The organism is Nonomuraea sp. NPDC059023, assembly GCF_042740095.1.
GTDB lineage: Bacteria > Actinomycetota > Actinomycetes > Streptosporangiales > Streptosporangiaceae > Nonomuraea.
This window is the reverse complement of record NZ_JBHYIO010000028.1, coordinates 1-13,688: the sequence shown is the minus strand read 5'-3', so window position 1 is coordinate 13,688 and position 13,688 is coordinate 1. Positions and strand designations below refer to the sequence as shown.

Annotated in this window: 11 protein-coding genes; 3 read left to right on the top strand and 8 right to left on the bottom strand. The window is 68.5% G+C overall.

What is annotated here, in order from left to right:
* Positions 1-61: 61 nt before the first annotated feature.
* The 3 genes from ACFWYW_RS38000 to ACFWYW_RS37990 all read right to left on the bottom strand — a co-directional run bounded on the left by ACFWYW_RS38000 (position 62) and on the right by ACFWYW_RS37990 (position 5,527).
* Positions 62-1,417 carry a hypothetical protein gene (locus ACFWYW_RS38000; protein WP_379617026.1) on the bottom strand — a complete coding sequence of 452 codons (1,356 nt, stop codon included), beginning with the start codon at positions 1,415-1,417 and terminating at the stop codon, positions 62-64.
* Between the two features lie 199 nt (positions 1,418-1,616).
* Positions 1,617-2,414 (bottom strand): Ig-like domain-containing protein, encoded by a 798-nt coding sequence (locus tag ACFWYW_RS37995; RefSeq protein WP_379617024.1) that lies wholly within the window; start codon positions 2,412-2,414, stop codon positions 1,617-1,619.
* Between the two features lie 647 nt (positions 2,415-3,061).
* On the bottom strand, positions 3,062-5,527 hold the full coding sequence (locus tag ACFWYW_RS37990) for an MMPL family transporter (protein ID WP_379617022.1): 2,466 nt from the start codon (positions 5,525-5,527) through the stop codon (positions 3,062-3,064).
* A gap of 115 nt (positions 5,528-5,642) precedes the next feature.
* Here ACFWYW_RS37990 and ACFWYW_RS37985 point away from each other — a divergent pair, with 115 nt between their 5' ends.
* A complete protein-coding gene (locus ACFWYW_RS37985) occupies positions 5,643-6,311 on the top strand; it encodes a TetR/AcrR family transcriptional regulator (RefSeq protein ID WP_379617020.1) in 669 nt (222 codons plus the stop codon).
* Between the two features lie 15 nt (positions 6,312-6,326).
* Here the strand turns inward: ACFWYW_RS37985 and ACFWYW_RS37980 are convergent, their stop codons facing one another.
* The 3 genes from ACFWYW_RS37980 to ACFWYW_RS37970 are packed head-to-tail and all read right to left on the bottom strand — an operon-like array spanning position 6,327 to position 9,004.
* Positions 6,327-6,950 carry a TetR/AcrR family transcriptional regulator gene (locus ACFWYW_RS37980; RefSeq protein ID WP_379617018.1) on the bottom strand — a complete coding sequence of 208 codons (624 nt, stop codon included), beginning with the start codon at positions 6,948-6,950 and terminating at the stop codon, positions 6,327-6,329.
* A 9-nt stretch (positions 6,951-6,959) separates the two neighbouring features.
* Positions 6,960-8,159: an MFS transporter gene (locus ACFWYW_RS37975; RefSeq protein WP_379617016.1), complete on the bottom strand. Its 1,200-nt coding sequence runs from the start codon at positions 8,157-8,159 to the stop codon at positions 6,960-6,962.
* Between the two features lie 11 nt (positions 8,160-8,170).
* Complete coding sequence (locus tag ACFWYW_RS37970) at positions 8,171-9,004, bottom strand: SDR family NAD(P)-dependent oxidoreductase (protein WP_379617014.1); 834 nt, start codon at positions 9,002-9,004, stop codon at positions 8,171-8,173.
* Positions 9,005-9,070: 66 nt separating this feature from the next.
* Here ACFWYW_RS37970 and ACFWYW_RS37965 point away from each other — a divergent pair, with 66 nt between their 5' ends.
* Positions 9,071-9,949 carry a TIGR03619 family F420-dependent LLM class oxidoreductase gene (locus tag ACFWYW_RS37965; RefSeq protein WP_379617012.1) on the top strand — a complete coding sequence of 293 codons (879 nt, stop codon included), beginning with the start codon at positions 9,071-9,073 and terminating at the stop codon, positions 9,947-9,949.
* Here the strand turns inward: ACFWYW_RS37965 and ACFWYW_RS37960 are convergent.
* Both ACFWYW_RS37960 and ACFWYW_RS37955 read right to left on the bottom strand, forming a co-directional pair.
* Positions 9,939-11,702 carry a sulfatase-like hydrolase/transferase gene (locus ACFWYW_RS37960; protein WP_379617009.1) on the bottom strand — a complete coding sequence of 588 codons (1,764 nt, stop codon included), beginning with the start codon at positions 11,700-11,702 and terminating at the stop codon, positions 9,939-9,941. The two genes, ACFWYW_RS37965 and ACFWYW_RS37960, sit on opposite strands and share 11 nt — an antisense overlap.
* 756 nt (positions 11,703-12,458) lie before the next feature.
* Complete coding sequence (locus tag ACFWYW_RS37955; protein ID WP_379617007.1) at positions 12,459-12,890, bottom strand: GRAM domain-containing protein; 432 nt, start codon at positions 12,888-12,890, stop codon at positions 12,459-12,461.
* 249 nt (positions 12,891-13,139) lie between these two features.
* Here ACFWYW_RS37955 and ACFWYW_RS37950 point away from each other — a divergent pair.
* Positions 13,140-13,688: RNA polymerase sigma factor (locus ACFWYW_RS37950; protein ID WP_379641193.1), on the top strand; the 549-nt coding region annotated here is incomplete at its 3' end.

Below are 13,688 nucleotides of genomic sequence, written 5' to 3'. Positions count from 1 at the left end.
CGCGCCTTTCTTGTCATTCGATACCGATTTCTATCGCGCCGAGACTACCAGGCAGTCATTCCTAGGGCCAGGAGCAGTCACTTTGCGTGCCGGCCCGATTGGGACTCTGCGCCAGCGTGGTGGGCATTCGGTCCTGGATACTCACCCAGAACTTCTGGTTCGACGATACTCGGTAGCGCGCGTAGAAGACGCCCAAGTCGCCACCGGCACTGCAGTTGTGCGATTCGCTCACCCGCTGAATGGAGAAGTTGAAATACGGGATCCACTTTCCGTTCTGAAGATATCCATAGCCTGCTCCCTGCTTCGTTGAGGCGAAGGGGAATTCGTCGCAGTCGCCCGTTCCAGAGAGGGTCGCGCAGACTTTGTTCTTCCGATAGATGTTCTTCTGGTACCACGAGGCCTTGTCGGGAGCCTTCGTGGTTTTACTGATCTTGATGAGCGCCGCGTCCGCGTTGCCGGGAATTATCTTGTTCAGACGTTTGCCGGCGTCGTCGTACTTGGGCTCCGTGTCGTCCGGTTGGGTGAAGGCCTTGCGGATGTGCGCCGCGACCTCGCCGCGTCTGGGGTCGTCGAGATACATGGTGTAGACCCGGTTGGCCGCGACGAAGACGCACGCGTTGGTGTACTTGGCGTTCCGCTTGCCCATGGTGTATTTGTCGCACCGCGCGCTGGGCGGGATGTCCTTCTTGCCGCCCAGTGGCGGAATCTCCAGGAGACTCCAGAGCGGCATGTCGGCGTCCCAGCCGAACGTCGCGTTCTCCAGATAGAGGCTCGGCCGGATCGTGCAGGAGCCGACCAGGCCGGACATGCTGGTCTGGAAGAGGAAGGCGTTGTATCCCTGGGCCCGCCAGTCTCTGAGGGAGTCGCGGCGGATGACGTCGTCGTCCCCGACGGGCGCGCAGTCCGTCCGGCGACCGGCCTTGATGTCGGGCTCCAGCCGGAGGACCTCGTCGTCCTTGTACGTGACCAGGCGGCCGTCGTCGTAGACCCTGATGTCGTTGAGCTTGGTGTACATCGCGATCTGGTGCGGCCGGTGCGGGCCGTCGGGAGTGTCGTTGACGACGCTGTTGCCGTCCGCCGACCCGAGGAAGGTGTTCATCACCATGGTTGAGTGGACGAGGATCGCATCGTCGGGATCGGGCTTGATGGGCAGGCCTGATCTCAGGTCGATGTCCCATTCGCCCCAGCCGACGTACTTGCCGAAGCAGGCGCTGTACGGCCGGTACTTGAAGTAACCGAAGGGATGATATTGGTAGCCGCTGTCCTTGCCCTCGTTGAAGCAGGTCTCCAGGGTGTAGTGATCACCGGTGAAGGCGGCGGCAGCCGCGGCGGGCCTGCTCGGTGTGACGTCGACGGTGATGTCTTCCAGGTGGTCCAGGCGCCGTTCACACCGGCGGCCGTGGCGCGGGCGCGCCACCGGACCTTCCACCCATCGGTGAGCTTGCCACCAGGGATAGTGAGCGCGGCCCAACTACCGCTCGCGGTCGCAGACGTGGTCGCACCCGACCAGATCAGACCCGTGCCCTGACCAGCCGCGGTGGGATCATGCTCAACCTGAACCGACATCGTCGAAGAACGACCATCCGGATCCCGCACCTGACCCTCAAACGTCGGCGTCAACGACGACAACGCACCAACACCATTGGTGGGACTGACATACGTCGCCTCGACCTTCGGCGCGTTGGGCGGTGGCGCGACCACGCCCGTGGTGAACGGCCAGGAGTAGCCGCCATGGTGTTGCCTGCCGCATCCCTGGCCCCGGTCACCTCGACCGTGTGGATCGTCTCCTCACCCAGCGCCGCCGTAGGCAGGAAGGACACGCTTCGCGGGGAGTCCACGTTGAGGACACCCGCGACGACGGCGCCGTCCGGCCGCTTCACGACCACCTGCGCACCCGTCACCGGCTCGGTGAACGTCACCCGGATCGGCGTGGACGGGGCGACCTCCGTCGCATCCCTGACGGGGACGGTCTCGCTCACCGTAGGCGTCGCCTCGTCCGGCGGGACGGTGGTGAAGGACCAGCCGTAGCTCGCCATGACATTGCCGGCGCCGTCGGCATCGACCGCGCCGGTGATCTCCTGACCGGCGGGGTCCTTGACGGAGAACCGCGCGTCGGAGACCGGCTCGTCGAACACCACCTTGATGGGCGCGACCACGTCGACGTCCGTCGCGTCCCGTGCCGGAGTGGTGCCGGTGACGACCGGCGCCGCGTGATCCGTGACGGTGGCGAAGGACCACGAGTACGGTCCCATCGCGTTCCCCGACCCGTCCTTGGCTCCGGTGATCTCCACCAGATAGGTCAAGTTCCATGCGAGGGGTACGGCCGGCGTGAACGTCCACACGCTCCGTGCCGCGTCCAGCGTCACGTGTCCGGCGACCGGGTCCCCCGATCCGTCCTTGACCGTGATCCACACGTCGGAGAGCCCACGTGATGGACGCCCGCTCGGGCGCCGGATCAAGACCTTCCTGCTTGAGGATCTCCCAGACCGTGGGCGCGGCGACCTTGAGGCCGAGCGTGGTCGGCTCGCCGTGTACCCGCCGATAGCCCCACGACGGGTTCTCCTGACCAGGCGCAGGATGAGGGCGCGGAGGGAGCGGATGGTGGGTGGGCGACCGGGCCGTTTCGGCCGACAGGTACGGGCGTGCCGCTGCCTCACCAGATCGCGGCGCCAGCGCAAGACGGTATCGGGGCGGACGAGAAGCCGCAGTCGGCCAAGGACTTCGCGAGGCAGCGAGGTCCGGAGGGCGGCCAGGAAGACACGGTCTTCGGGGGGATCTCACCCTGGCGTCGGCGCCCAGTTGCCGTTCCAGGACCATGATCTGGTGGCGCGAGCGAGAATCACCCATCGACAGCAACCGCAGCGCGGCGAAAGCATTCGTGACAGTCAGACAGGCCAGGCGAAGGAGCACGGCCGGTCATCCTGCCGTACGCGTTCCGTCTCCTGGGTGGCCGGCACTCGCGCCGCCAAGCGAAGTTCTCACATGGTCATGACCTGGGCGGATGTAATTTTCGGCAGGCGCAGTGTTCGCAGGGCTCTGGCGCCGCCGCTGATCACCCGTGTCAGCGCACTGCGTCCTCGGGGATCCTGCCTGGGGTGGCCCGGTGGTGGCGTTCGAGGTTGGCGCCCTCGACGTCCACATCGGGCAGGAGCCGGTCCAGCCAGCGCGGCAGCCACCACGCCCTGTCGCCCGCCAGGTGCATGACCGCGGGAATGATCAGCATCCGGACGACGAAGGCGTCGACGAGCACGCCGAAGGCCAGCGCGAACCCGACGGGCCTGATCATCGTCAGGTGGGAGAACATGAACCCGCCGAACACCGCGATCATGATGACTGCGGCGGCGGTGACGACGGCCCTGCCCGCCCGGACCCCCTCGGTGACCGCGTGCCGGGCCGAGGCGCCGTGCGCGTAGGCCTCGCGCATGCCGGAGGTGAGGAAGAGCTGGTAGTCCATGGCCAGCCCGAACAGGATGCCCACCAGCAGCGTCGGCAGGAAGTTGAGGATCGGCGCGGGGTCGCTGACGCCGAAGACGGCGCCGAGCCAGCCCCACTGGTAGACGGCCGTGACGCCGCCCAGCGCCGCGAACAGCGACAGCACGAACCCGCCGGTGGCGATGAGCGGCACCAGAACCGAGCGGAACACGACGATCAGGATCAGCAGCGACAGCCCGACGACGAGCGCCAGGTAGGTCGGCAGCGCGTCGGCGAGTTTGCCGGAGATGTCGATGTTGGCGCTGGCGCTGCCCGCGACCGACAGCGTGACCGAGTCGGACCCCAATGCGAGGGTACGGCCGCGCAGGTCACGGACGAGCGCCTCGGTGGACTCCGAGGTCGGCCCGCCGGTCGGGACGACCTGGAAGACCAGGACACTACCGCGCTCGTTGGCGCCGATCGGCGCGGCTGCGGCCACCCCGCCGACCTTCATGAGCTGCTTGCCGAGGTCGGCCTGCGCGGGCGCGAGCCCGTCCCCGGTCCTGCCGTGGGGCAGGTCGGCGACGACGATCAGTGGCCCGTTGGCGCCCGCGCCGAACTTCTCGGTGATGGCGGTGTAGGCGCGGTGCTGGGTGGAGTCTGCCGCCTCCGAGGCGCCAGTGGGCAGGCCGAGCCGCATCGAGGCGGCCGGGACGGCGATGAGCGCCAGCGCGCCGACGCCGACCACGATCCGCAGTACGGCCCGGCCCGCGCTCATCGGCTGCGGGGCCCTCGGCGCGGCGGCGGGTAGGGTTGCGGCCGTCCTCCGGTCGCGTCGCGGCAGCAGCCGGTGCCCGAGCAGGCTGAGTACGGCCGGCGTCATGGTCACGGTGAGGAGCACTGCGACGGCGATGGCGACGGCTCCCACGTTCCCCATCAGTGCCAGGAACGGGATCCCGGTGATGTTGAGCGCGAGCAGCGCGATGAGTACCGTGCTGCCCGCGAAGACCACGGCGTTGCCGCTGGTGCCGTTCGCCAGTCCGATGGACTCCGCTACGGACATGCCTGCCTTCAATTGGCGGCGGTGCCGGTGCAGAATGAACAGCGAGTAGTCGATGCCGACGGCCAGGCCGAGCATCGCGCCCAGGATGGGCGTCACCGACGTCATCTCGATGGTTCCGGACAGCGCCATCGCGCCCGCGACCGCCACCCCCACCCCGAACAGCGCGTTGAGGATCGGCAGTCCGGCCGCCACCAGGGAGCCGGTCATGACGATCAGCACGATCGCCGCCACAACCAGGCCGACCGCCTCGCCGACGCCACCCAGCTGGATCTCGCCCTGCGTGATCTCGGCGGAGTAGTCGGCGGTGACGCCGTTCGGGAGCGCCGCGTCGATCGTCCGGGTGACGGCCTGCTTGGTGTCCGGCGTGATCTCCTGCTGCGGCAGATCGAACACCACGGTCGCCGTGGCCGTCGACCCGTCGGCCGAGATCGTGCGGACGCCCTCTGCCATGGTGAGCAGGTCTCGCCCTACGCGCAGTTGCTGCTCGGACTTCTCCAGTACGGCTCGCTGCCTGTCGAGCTCGGCCTGCTGCTTGTCGAGCTGGGTGAGGGTCGCCTTCAGCCGGGGGTTGGGTCCGGTCTGCTCGATGGCCGCCTCGGTCTGTTTGCGAGCGTTGTCGAGCTGCTTTTGGCCCTTGGCCTGCCGGACTCGACCGCCCTCGACCTGGGCCAGGCCGTCGGTGGCCTTCGCGGCCTGGACGGCGCGCGCCTCATCGGCGGTGAACGGGTCGGCGACCTGGTCGACCCCGTCGAGGTCGGCGACCTTCCGCAGCGCGGCGCTCACGCCCGCGCGCTGCCCGTCGGTGAGCCGGGCGCCGTTCGCGGCCCGGATGACGACTTGCCCCGTGCCACCGCTGGCCACCGGCAGCTCGGTCTTCAGCCGGTCGGTCACCTGCTCCGTGGGTGTCCCGGGGATGGTCATCGTCGAGCTCATGGTCCCGCCGAACGCCACGAAGGCCCCGACGGCCAGGCCGAGCACGACGACCCAGGCGGTGATCACCCACCAAGCCCGGCGCGCGGTGAACCGGCCCAGCCGGTAGAGCAGTTCGGCCATCGTGCACTCGCCTCCCGAAGCGGATACGACAAATCCGATTTCGGAGTCTAGCGAGAAGCGGATACTACCTATCCACTTCAGTGTGTGATGTTCCTCCCACGGGTACGCTGGCGCCGTGACACCCGCTTCCACCGACGAGCCGGCCCGGTCCGGCGCACTGCGCAGGGACGCGGAGCGCAACCGGGACCGCATCGTGCAGGCCGCCCAGGAGCTGTTCGCCGAGCGCGGCCTCGCCGTCGGCCTCAACGAGGTCGCCCACCATGCGGGCGTCGGGGTCGGCACCGTCTACCGCCGCTTCGCCGACAAGGATGAACTCATCCACGCCGCGTTGGAGGAGCCGCTGGCGAAGCTGTCGCAGGTCGCACAGCACGCCGGCGAGGCCGAACGGGCCTGGGACGGGCTGGGTCTCCTCCTGGGAAGGATCACCGAACTCCTGGTGGACAACCTCGGCCTGCGGGACGTCGCGCTGAGTGGTGGCGCCTGGCAGTTCGGCAGCACCAACATCGAGCGTGTCGCGCAGACGATGAAGGACTTGCTCGACCGGGCAGCAGCCGAGGACGACCTGCGTGACGGCGTTGTCGGCGACGACGTGGTGATGATCCTCTGGCTGGTGACGGACCTGGCCCAGCACTCCGTCCAGGTCCACCCAGGGCTGTATCGCCGCTACCTGGAGATCATGCTCGACGGGCTGCGCGCTTCACCTGGCAGAACTCCGCTGGTGGAGCACCTCACCGAGCAGCAGACGCAGGCGATCTGCAGGCGCTGGGCCGACGCGCCCGGCTGAATCACCTGAGCCCGGTCAATCGCGTGGTGTCGGGATGAGGAGGTCACGGGTCATGGTGTCGATGAATGCGCGCATCGCCACCAGCATGTCGAAGGACTCATCGAGCAGCCACTGCTGCTCCAGCCCGGTGATCATGCCGATGATGAGTGACGCCGTCGCCTCGGGACGAGCGTCTGGACGTATGTGTCCTGCCTCGATGTCCTTGCTGACCACACCTGCCAAGTTGGTCAGGAACGTGCGCACGCGTGTTCGCGACCACTCCAGCGCCGACTCGGGGATGTCGTTGGAGCCGGCGGTGCCCAGGTGCGTCAGGCGGGTGAGTTCCCTGTTCTCGCGGGAGTGCGCGACCATGTCGTACACGATCTCGAGTGCCCGCACGATGGCCGGGCCCGCGTACGCACGGTCGATCCCGACCGCGGTGAACGCCTGCCGGTCGCGTTCGGCGAGGACCTCGGTGAGCAGGGCTTCCTTGGTGCGAAAGTGGTGCAGCACCCCGGGCTGGGTGATCCCGGCCGCCTGAGCGATGGCCGCGATCGAGGTGCCCTTGTATCCGCGCTGGGCGAACAGCACGAGGGCGGAGTCCACGATCGTGGCCCGGCGGGCCGCGCCTGATCGTTCGGCGTCCCGGGTCCTGGCCATGCGGGGATCCTAGCGAACCGACCTGATTGGAAGTACGGCCAGCGCGCCGGCGGCGGCAATGACGGCCACCGCGGCATAGAGCGGGCCGTACCCGCCGAAGAGGGTGACGATGCCGGAGGCGGCGACCGGGGCGATGGCATGCGGCAGGGTGGCGGCGATGTTGATCACGCCAAGGTCCTTCGCGAAGCCGTCCTCGGAGGGCAGGACCTCCGAGACGAGCGCCTGGTCGACGGAGATGAAGATGCCGAAGCCGATGGTCAGGACGATCGCCGAGACGATCAGGCCCGCCACGGTCGGCCAGATCAGCGGAAACAGCGCCGATGCGGCGATGACGAGCCCGCCGACCAGAACGAGTGGCTTGCGTCTGCCCAGGCGATCGGAGACCGGGCCGGAGACCAGGACGGCAACCAGAAACCCGGGCAGGCCGATGGCTCCGAGCTGCGGGACAAGCGTCGCCGCCGCGGTCACGCTGAGGCCGACGTAGTCCTGGGCGATGTAGATGGTGAACGTGAGCACCATGTAGTGGCCGCCGAAGATGAGGATGCGGCCGAGGAACGCCCACCAGAAGTCGGGATGGCGGACAGGGCTGATCCAGAACACCGCGGCAGAGAAGGCGGGTCGCGGCATGCCACGGTTGTCGTCATCCGGGTTGAGCACGATGAACGCCACGATGGTCAGCAGAATGACCACTGTGAAGGTGAAGTAGCCGACCGGGATCCGGTCGACGAACCGGGAGGCGGCGATCGGCCCGGCGATGGCACCGATGATCATGCCCAGGCCGGTGAGCGTGGAGTAGCGTCCGCGCATCGCGGACGGGACCCGATCGGGCAGGATGGCGGCCAGCGGTCCTTGGAACACGTTGAAGCCGAACTGCACCGCTACCACGGTGAGGACCAGGAGGAAGACCGAGGTCGCCCATCCCGTCGCGGCCAGCGCGGTGGAGCCGAGCAGCGCTCCGGCCAGCATCCACGGCGTGCGTGCGCCGAAGCGAGTCCGCGTGCGGTCGGACAGCACTCCGGCCAGAGGCTGGGCGAGCATGGCGGCGAACGCGCCCGCGGTGTGCACGATGCCCAGGTTCACCACCTTGGCCGCGTCGTCGATGGCCTGGACCTGAAGTGCGACGAAGTAGCCCGCGACAGCGTACGCCAGGGGCGCGGCAGCGCTGACGAACGGAACGGTGACGAACAGGCGGCGCGAGCGAGAGTCCATCGCGGCGTCCCTCAGCCACCGATGTGGTCTCTGAGCGCATCGCCCGTCAGCTGCCACATGCTTTCGACCTGGGACCGGAACTCCGCGTGCCCGTGCTCGGGCAGGGAGAAGACGACAGGCGCATCGCGCAGGACACCCTCGACCGCGTCGCGCGCGACCCGGCTGGGCGCGATCGCCATCGGGATCGCGCCGGTGCCGAACGGCTCGCCCGCCCGTTCGCCGTAGGCCGTGGGACGGTTGCGCTGGGAGTCGAGAATGCGGGTTCCGACCTGGCCGGGGCACAGGACAGTGACACCGATCCCCTCCCCGCCGAGCTCGCCCCGCAGCCCGAGCGACAGCGCGACGATGGCGTGCTTGGTGGCGCTGTACAGCGCGGTGCCTCGCGGGTCTGGCAGGAAGGCGTGGGTGGAGGCGGTGTTCAGCACGTGGCGCCAGCCCTGCCGCGCGCGCATCCCCGGCAGGAATGCGTGCAGGCAGTTGAGCAGGCCCTCGACGTTGACCGACGCGAGCCAGCGCCAGTCGCCGAGCGAGGACTCGGCGACGTCACCGAAGAGCAGGACCCCGGCGTTGTTGCAGAGCAGTTCGACCGACCCGAACTCCGCATGGGTCCTGCGCGCGAGGGTGCGTACGGATTCGGAATCGGAGACGTCGACGTGGACGCCGATGGCCGACCTGCCGGCGGCTTGAAGGTCGTCGGCGACCTGCCGGGCGCCGTCGGCGTCGATGTCGGCGGCCACGACTGACATGCCGCGGGACGCCAACTCGATCGCTAACGCGGCACCGATGCCGCCGGCCGCGCCGGTGACGACCGCGGTGGTGCCGCTGAGGTGATCGGGAAGAACCATGAGCGGGAGCTTACTTACCGAGCACTCAGTTGGCTAGTTCGATCGGGCTCCCCTACGCTCCCGTCCATGCGCTTCACCTATACCGAGACCATGACCGACCCGGCGCACTTTCTTCCTCTGGCCCGCGCAGCGGAGGCGGCCGGCTACTCCAGCTTCGGCGTCCCCGACTCGCTCATCTACCCCCAGGAGTCGGACACGAGATACCCCTACACCCCACAGGGAGACAGGGCGTTCTTAGCGGACAAGAGCTTCATCGAGACGTTCATCCTGATCGCGGCCATGGGTGCAGTGACATCGACGATCCGGTTCACCCCGTTCGTCCTCAAGCTGCCGATCCGCCCACCGGTACTGGTCGCGAAACAGGCAAGCTCGATCGCCTGCCTGACCGGCAACCGCCTGGCCCTCGGCGTCGGTCTCAGCCCGTGGCCCGAGGATTTCGCGGCGATGGGCGTGCCCTGGTCGCGGCGCGGCGAGCGAATGGACGAGGCGATCGCGGTACTGCGCGGCCTGACCGGCGGCGGCTACTTCGAGTACCACGGCGACTACTACGACTTGCCGCCGGTGAAGATGGAGCCCACCCCTGCCGAGCCGATCCCGATCCTGGTCGGCGGGCACAGCGACGCCGCGCTCCGCCGTGCCGCCCGGCTCGGGGACGGCTGGATGCACGGCGGCGGCAACCCGGAGGAACTGGACGTGCTGCTCGACCGGCTGGCCACCGCACGCCGCGACGAGGGTACGGCCGGCCGGCCGTTCGAGATCCACGCGATATCCCTGGACGCCTACACGGTGGACGGAGTCAAGCGGCTGGCCGACAAGGGGATCACCGATCTGATCGTCGGCTTCAGATGGCCCTACGTGAAGGGGCCCGACACCGAACCACTCGCCACCAAGATCGAGCACCTCGAACGCTTCGCCGAGTCCGTGATCGCCCGGGTCACTTCGTAGTTCCGGGCTCCCGCCCCTTGGGACTGCGCAGCCGTTCCCACTGGAAGACCCGCGACGCCGGGGTGTAGCTCCCGTCCAGCTGGAACAAAAGGTAGCGGCCCGCACCCCGGATGTACTCGTCGTCGTCGGCAGCCGCCGCGGCCACGACCTCGCGGGTCGACTCATCGGCCAGGGCCGTCAGCGCGTTCAATGCCTCCAGCCGGACAGCGCGCGGATGGTCAGGGCCCGCCAAGCTGATCAGGGGCCCGACGTCGCCGAGTGTCTCCGCACAGGGGATCACCACGAAGGGGTCGGACTCCGATTCGAGAACCCGACGCAGGCGTGCCTCGACGCCGAGCGGCTTCAGTACGAGGATGCCGAGCGCCCCCCACCTGCGAACCGTGCCGTCGGGGTCGTCGAGAGCCAGGAGGAAGCGCGGGAGCTCGGCGGGATCCCGGCGAGGCACCGCGTCGGCGACCTCCAGGATCCTGGCCAGCGGGTAAGCGCCCGGCCGCCTGCTGGGGTCGTAGCCCTCCGCGGGCGAACCCTCGGGCAGGAAGCCGTTGTCGTGCACCTCGATCAGGTGGTCGCGCAGGGCGCGCGACAGGCGCTCCTCGACGTCGGCGTAGGCCGCCTCGCCCGCCAGGTTGCGCACCTCGTCGGGGTCGGAGGCCGTGTCGTAGAGCTCTACCCCGGGCTTGGGACGCCAGAACGCGTCGTCGGACAGGCGACCGGCCAGGTGCTCCGCCTCCCAGGACCGGTAGCCCGCGGCGAGCCAGGCGAAGCCCTGGTGCTGGCCGTACGGCCGGTGCGGGTGGTAGTTGCGGATGTAGCGGTAGCGAGAGTCCCGGACAGTTCTGATCATGTCGTAGCGCTCGTCCATCCGGTTGCGCATGCCAAAGGCGAGCTCACCGGGGTCGAAGGCGCAGCGCGCCAGGCTCCGGCCCTGCATGTACGGCGAGACCTCACCTCCAGCCAGGTCAACCAGGGTGGGCGGGATCCGGATCGTGCTCACCGCCGCGCCAACCCGGGTGCCCGAATCGGGGAACAGCCTGCCGTACCTGCCGGGGGCGGAGATGATCAGCGGGACGTGCAATCCCTCGTCGTAGCAGAAGCGTTTGGAGCGAGGGTTGACGCCGCCGTGGTCGGAGGTGTGGATGACGATCGTGCTGTCACGCAGGCCGTCCTCCTCCAGTTGCCCCAGCAGGCGGCCGACGAAGGCATCCATGTCGGCGATGTTCCTGTAGTACTGGGCGAAGTCCTCCCGGAGGTCACGGGTGTCGGGCAGGTACGCGGGCAACCGGATCTCGGCGGGATCGACGAGGAAGGGATCCCTGGCGAACACGGCGCTCTCGTGCGTGCCGTCGTAGTTGAAGACCGCAAGGAACGGGCTCACGTCCGGACGGCCGCGCCAGTGCGCCTGCCGGGAGGACTCGTCCCAGATGCCGTCGATATCGGCGTTGTAGTCGGTCTTGGCGTTGTTGGTGCAGTAGTAGCCGAGGTCGCGGAGGATCTCCGGGTAGGTCCGCAGCCACGGCGGCCTGGCGGCCAGCGCGCGCATGTGGTTGGCGGGCGCATGGCTCTCCGGCGCGATGCCGGTGATCATCGCGAAACGGGACGGCGCGCACACGGGCGCGGTGCTGTAGGCGTGCTCGAAGAGCACCCCGCCGGCCGCGAGCGCGTCGAGGTGCGGGGTCGCCGCGTGCGGATCCCCGTAGCAGCCGAAGCGCGGCGGGCAGTCCTCACTCACGATCCACAGGATGTTGGGACGCATGGCACTCCTCACCGTACCGAGCGGACGCGCTGGTTGCACAGCGCTCCGATGCTTCCGACGACCACTTGATCGTTTTACGGGCATTCGGTTGGATCGCGCTGCTCGCCCAATCGCAGGCGTCCAAGGATGCAGAGATTCTGGCACTGCGGCAACAGCCGGCTGTGCTCGGCCGTCGTGGGCAGATCGGGCGATCCTCTCCGCGCTCGCGCGGGTGTTGTGGGTGCCGAAATTTCGTCCAGCTACCTGACCTGGGAACGCTAAAGTGATGATCATTCTCGCCTGACGGTCGTGGCCACGACCTCGATCGTGCCGACCTTGCTCGCGTACGACCCAAGTCGTCGCTCTCCCGCGGCTCCGACCAGCGGGCGATGGGACGGCCCACCCGGCGGCCGGTGCCGGGATCCCACACGCTCAGCGAACCGTGCTGGGCGATCAGCCGCGACCCGGCCGAGGCCAGACCCACCGGCGGGAAACGCCCCGCCCCTTCTGCCCGCCGGCGACGCTGAAACTCCTGACCAGCGATCGGGTACACACGCTGACGCGGCCTCGCCCGTGCCGGCGAACAGGGCGCTGCGGCCGAAGGCGAACGCGGCCACCTGGCCCGGCACGCACAGTAAACGCTCGCGGGTCTCCAGGTCCCACAGGCGGCCCGCCGGACGTCCGCCGAGGTGAGGTCACCGTGCCCCCCGGTAGTCAGCACCTGCCGGGCCGACACCTTGGTCGGCTCACCTGCTGACGCGTGAACGGTGCCGCCGGTCAGGAGAACGGCCGCCGGATCAGGGCACCGTACGTCAGCCTGCGGACTCGCCACCGCCTCTCGCTGTCACGTCGGTCAAGGGTTCTGCCTTGCGCTTCTGCGATCGCGCTCATCCTGTTACGACGCTTGGTCACGACGAAGCGCATTCGTTCGTCGCTCCGTAGCACCAATTCCATGCCGTTGGGCACGATCCCGAAAGTATTGACCGGTCTCGTCGAGACTATCTCGTCGCGTGGCCATGCCCAGACGCCGGCTTGGATGTTCAGGAAGCGTGAGCGGAACACCAGCCATTTCCTGGTCAGCCAGAGGTGGCCACCCACGGCCTCCGCGTCGCGCCACAGATTGGCGCGACCTTTGCGGAATATCCCTTCGCCGGGCGTGGCGGCGATATCCGTTGCCTGGAGTGCCTCGACTAATTCTTGTTCACTCATCAAGTGTTGCACTCTCTGGAATCGTCCGCCGAGTGTTTCCTCCCTGGGCCGCCGAACTGCTTGACCCGCAGACGTACGGCGCGAGGCCACGGACTTTCTGCCCGTCGATCGAGCCGGGAACGAGCTGGTTACGCTGGGCGTCAAGGTCTGCGACGTGCTCTCGGGTCAGGTCTGAACCTGATGGCGGGAACCGGTCGGCTGCGGGCGGGCAAGTAGGGGTGTTCCATCCGTGAGCCGAGAGGCCAGAGCATGTCAGAAACGAGCCCCGCCGATTCCGCCGTCATCGCGCGGTCCCGGCAGGAGCCCGAGGTGTTCGGGGAGATCTTCCGCAGGCACGCGGCTGAGATCAAGAGATTCGTCATCCGCCGTCTCGGACTCGACGTCGCCGAGGACGTGGTGGCGGAGACCTTTCTCGCCGCCTTCCACCAGCGCGGTCGCTACGACCTGGCCAGGCACAACGCCCTGCCCTGGTTGTACGGCATCGCCACCAACCGTATCGGCCGCCACAAGCGCACCGAGGCCAGACAGCTGAACCTGCTGGCCCGCACGGGTGTGGACCCGGTCACCGAACCCTTCACCCCGCGCAGCGACGAGCGGCTGAGTGCCCAGGCCGTACAGCAGCGCCTGGCCGTCGCGCTCGTCACGCTGCCCGCCGGGCACCGCGACGTGCTGCTCCTGGTGACCTGGGGCGGCCTCAGCTACGCCGAAGCCGCCGAGGCGCTCGGCATCCGCGTCGGAACGGTCCGCTCACGCGTCAACCGCGCCCGCGCCAAGATCCGGAAGGAACTGGGCGGGACC

Excerpts from the sequence above, each read along its gene's own strand:
- ACFWYW_RS37955 (WP_379617007.1), bottom strand. The coding sequence starts at position 12,890 with ATGAGTGAACAAGAATTAGTCGAGGCACTCCAGGCAACGGATATCGCC.
- ACFWYW_RS37970 (WP_379617014.1), bottom strand. The coding sequence starts at position 9,004 with ATGGTTCTTCCCGATCACCTCAGCGGCACCACCGCGGTCGTCACCGGC.
- ACFWYW_RS37960 (WP_379617009.1), bottom strand. The coding sequence starts at position 11,702 with ATGCGTCCCAACATCCTGTGGATCGTGAGTGAGGACTGCCCGCCGCGC.
- ACFWYW_RS37980 (WP_379617018.1), bottom strand. The coding sequence starts at position 6,950 with ATGGCCAGGACCCGGGACGCCGAACGATCAGGCGCGGCCCGCCGGGCC.
- ACFWYW_RS37965 (WP_379617012.1), top strand. The coding sequence starts at position 9,071 with ATGCGCTTCACCTATACCGAGACCATGACCGACCCGGCGCACTTTCTT.
- ACFWYW_RS37990 (WP_379617022.1), bottom strand. The coding sequence starts at position 5,527 with ATGGCCGAACTGCTCTACCGGCTGGGCCGGTTCACCGCGCGCCGGGCT.
- ACFWYW_RS37975 (WP_379617016.1), bottom strand. The coding sequence starts at position 8,159 with ATGGACTCTCGCTCGCGCCGCCTGTTCGTCACCGTTCCGTTCGTCAGC.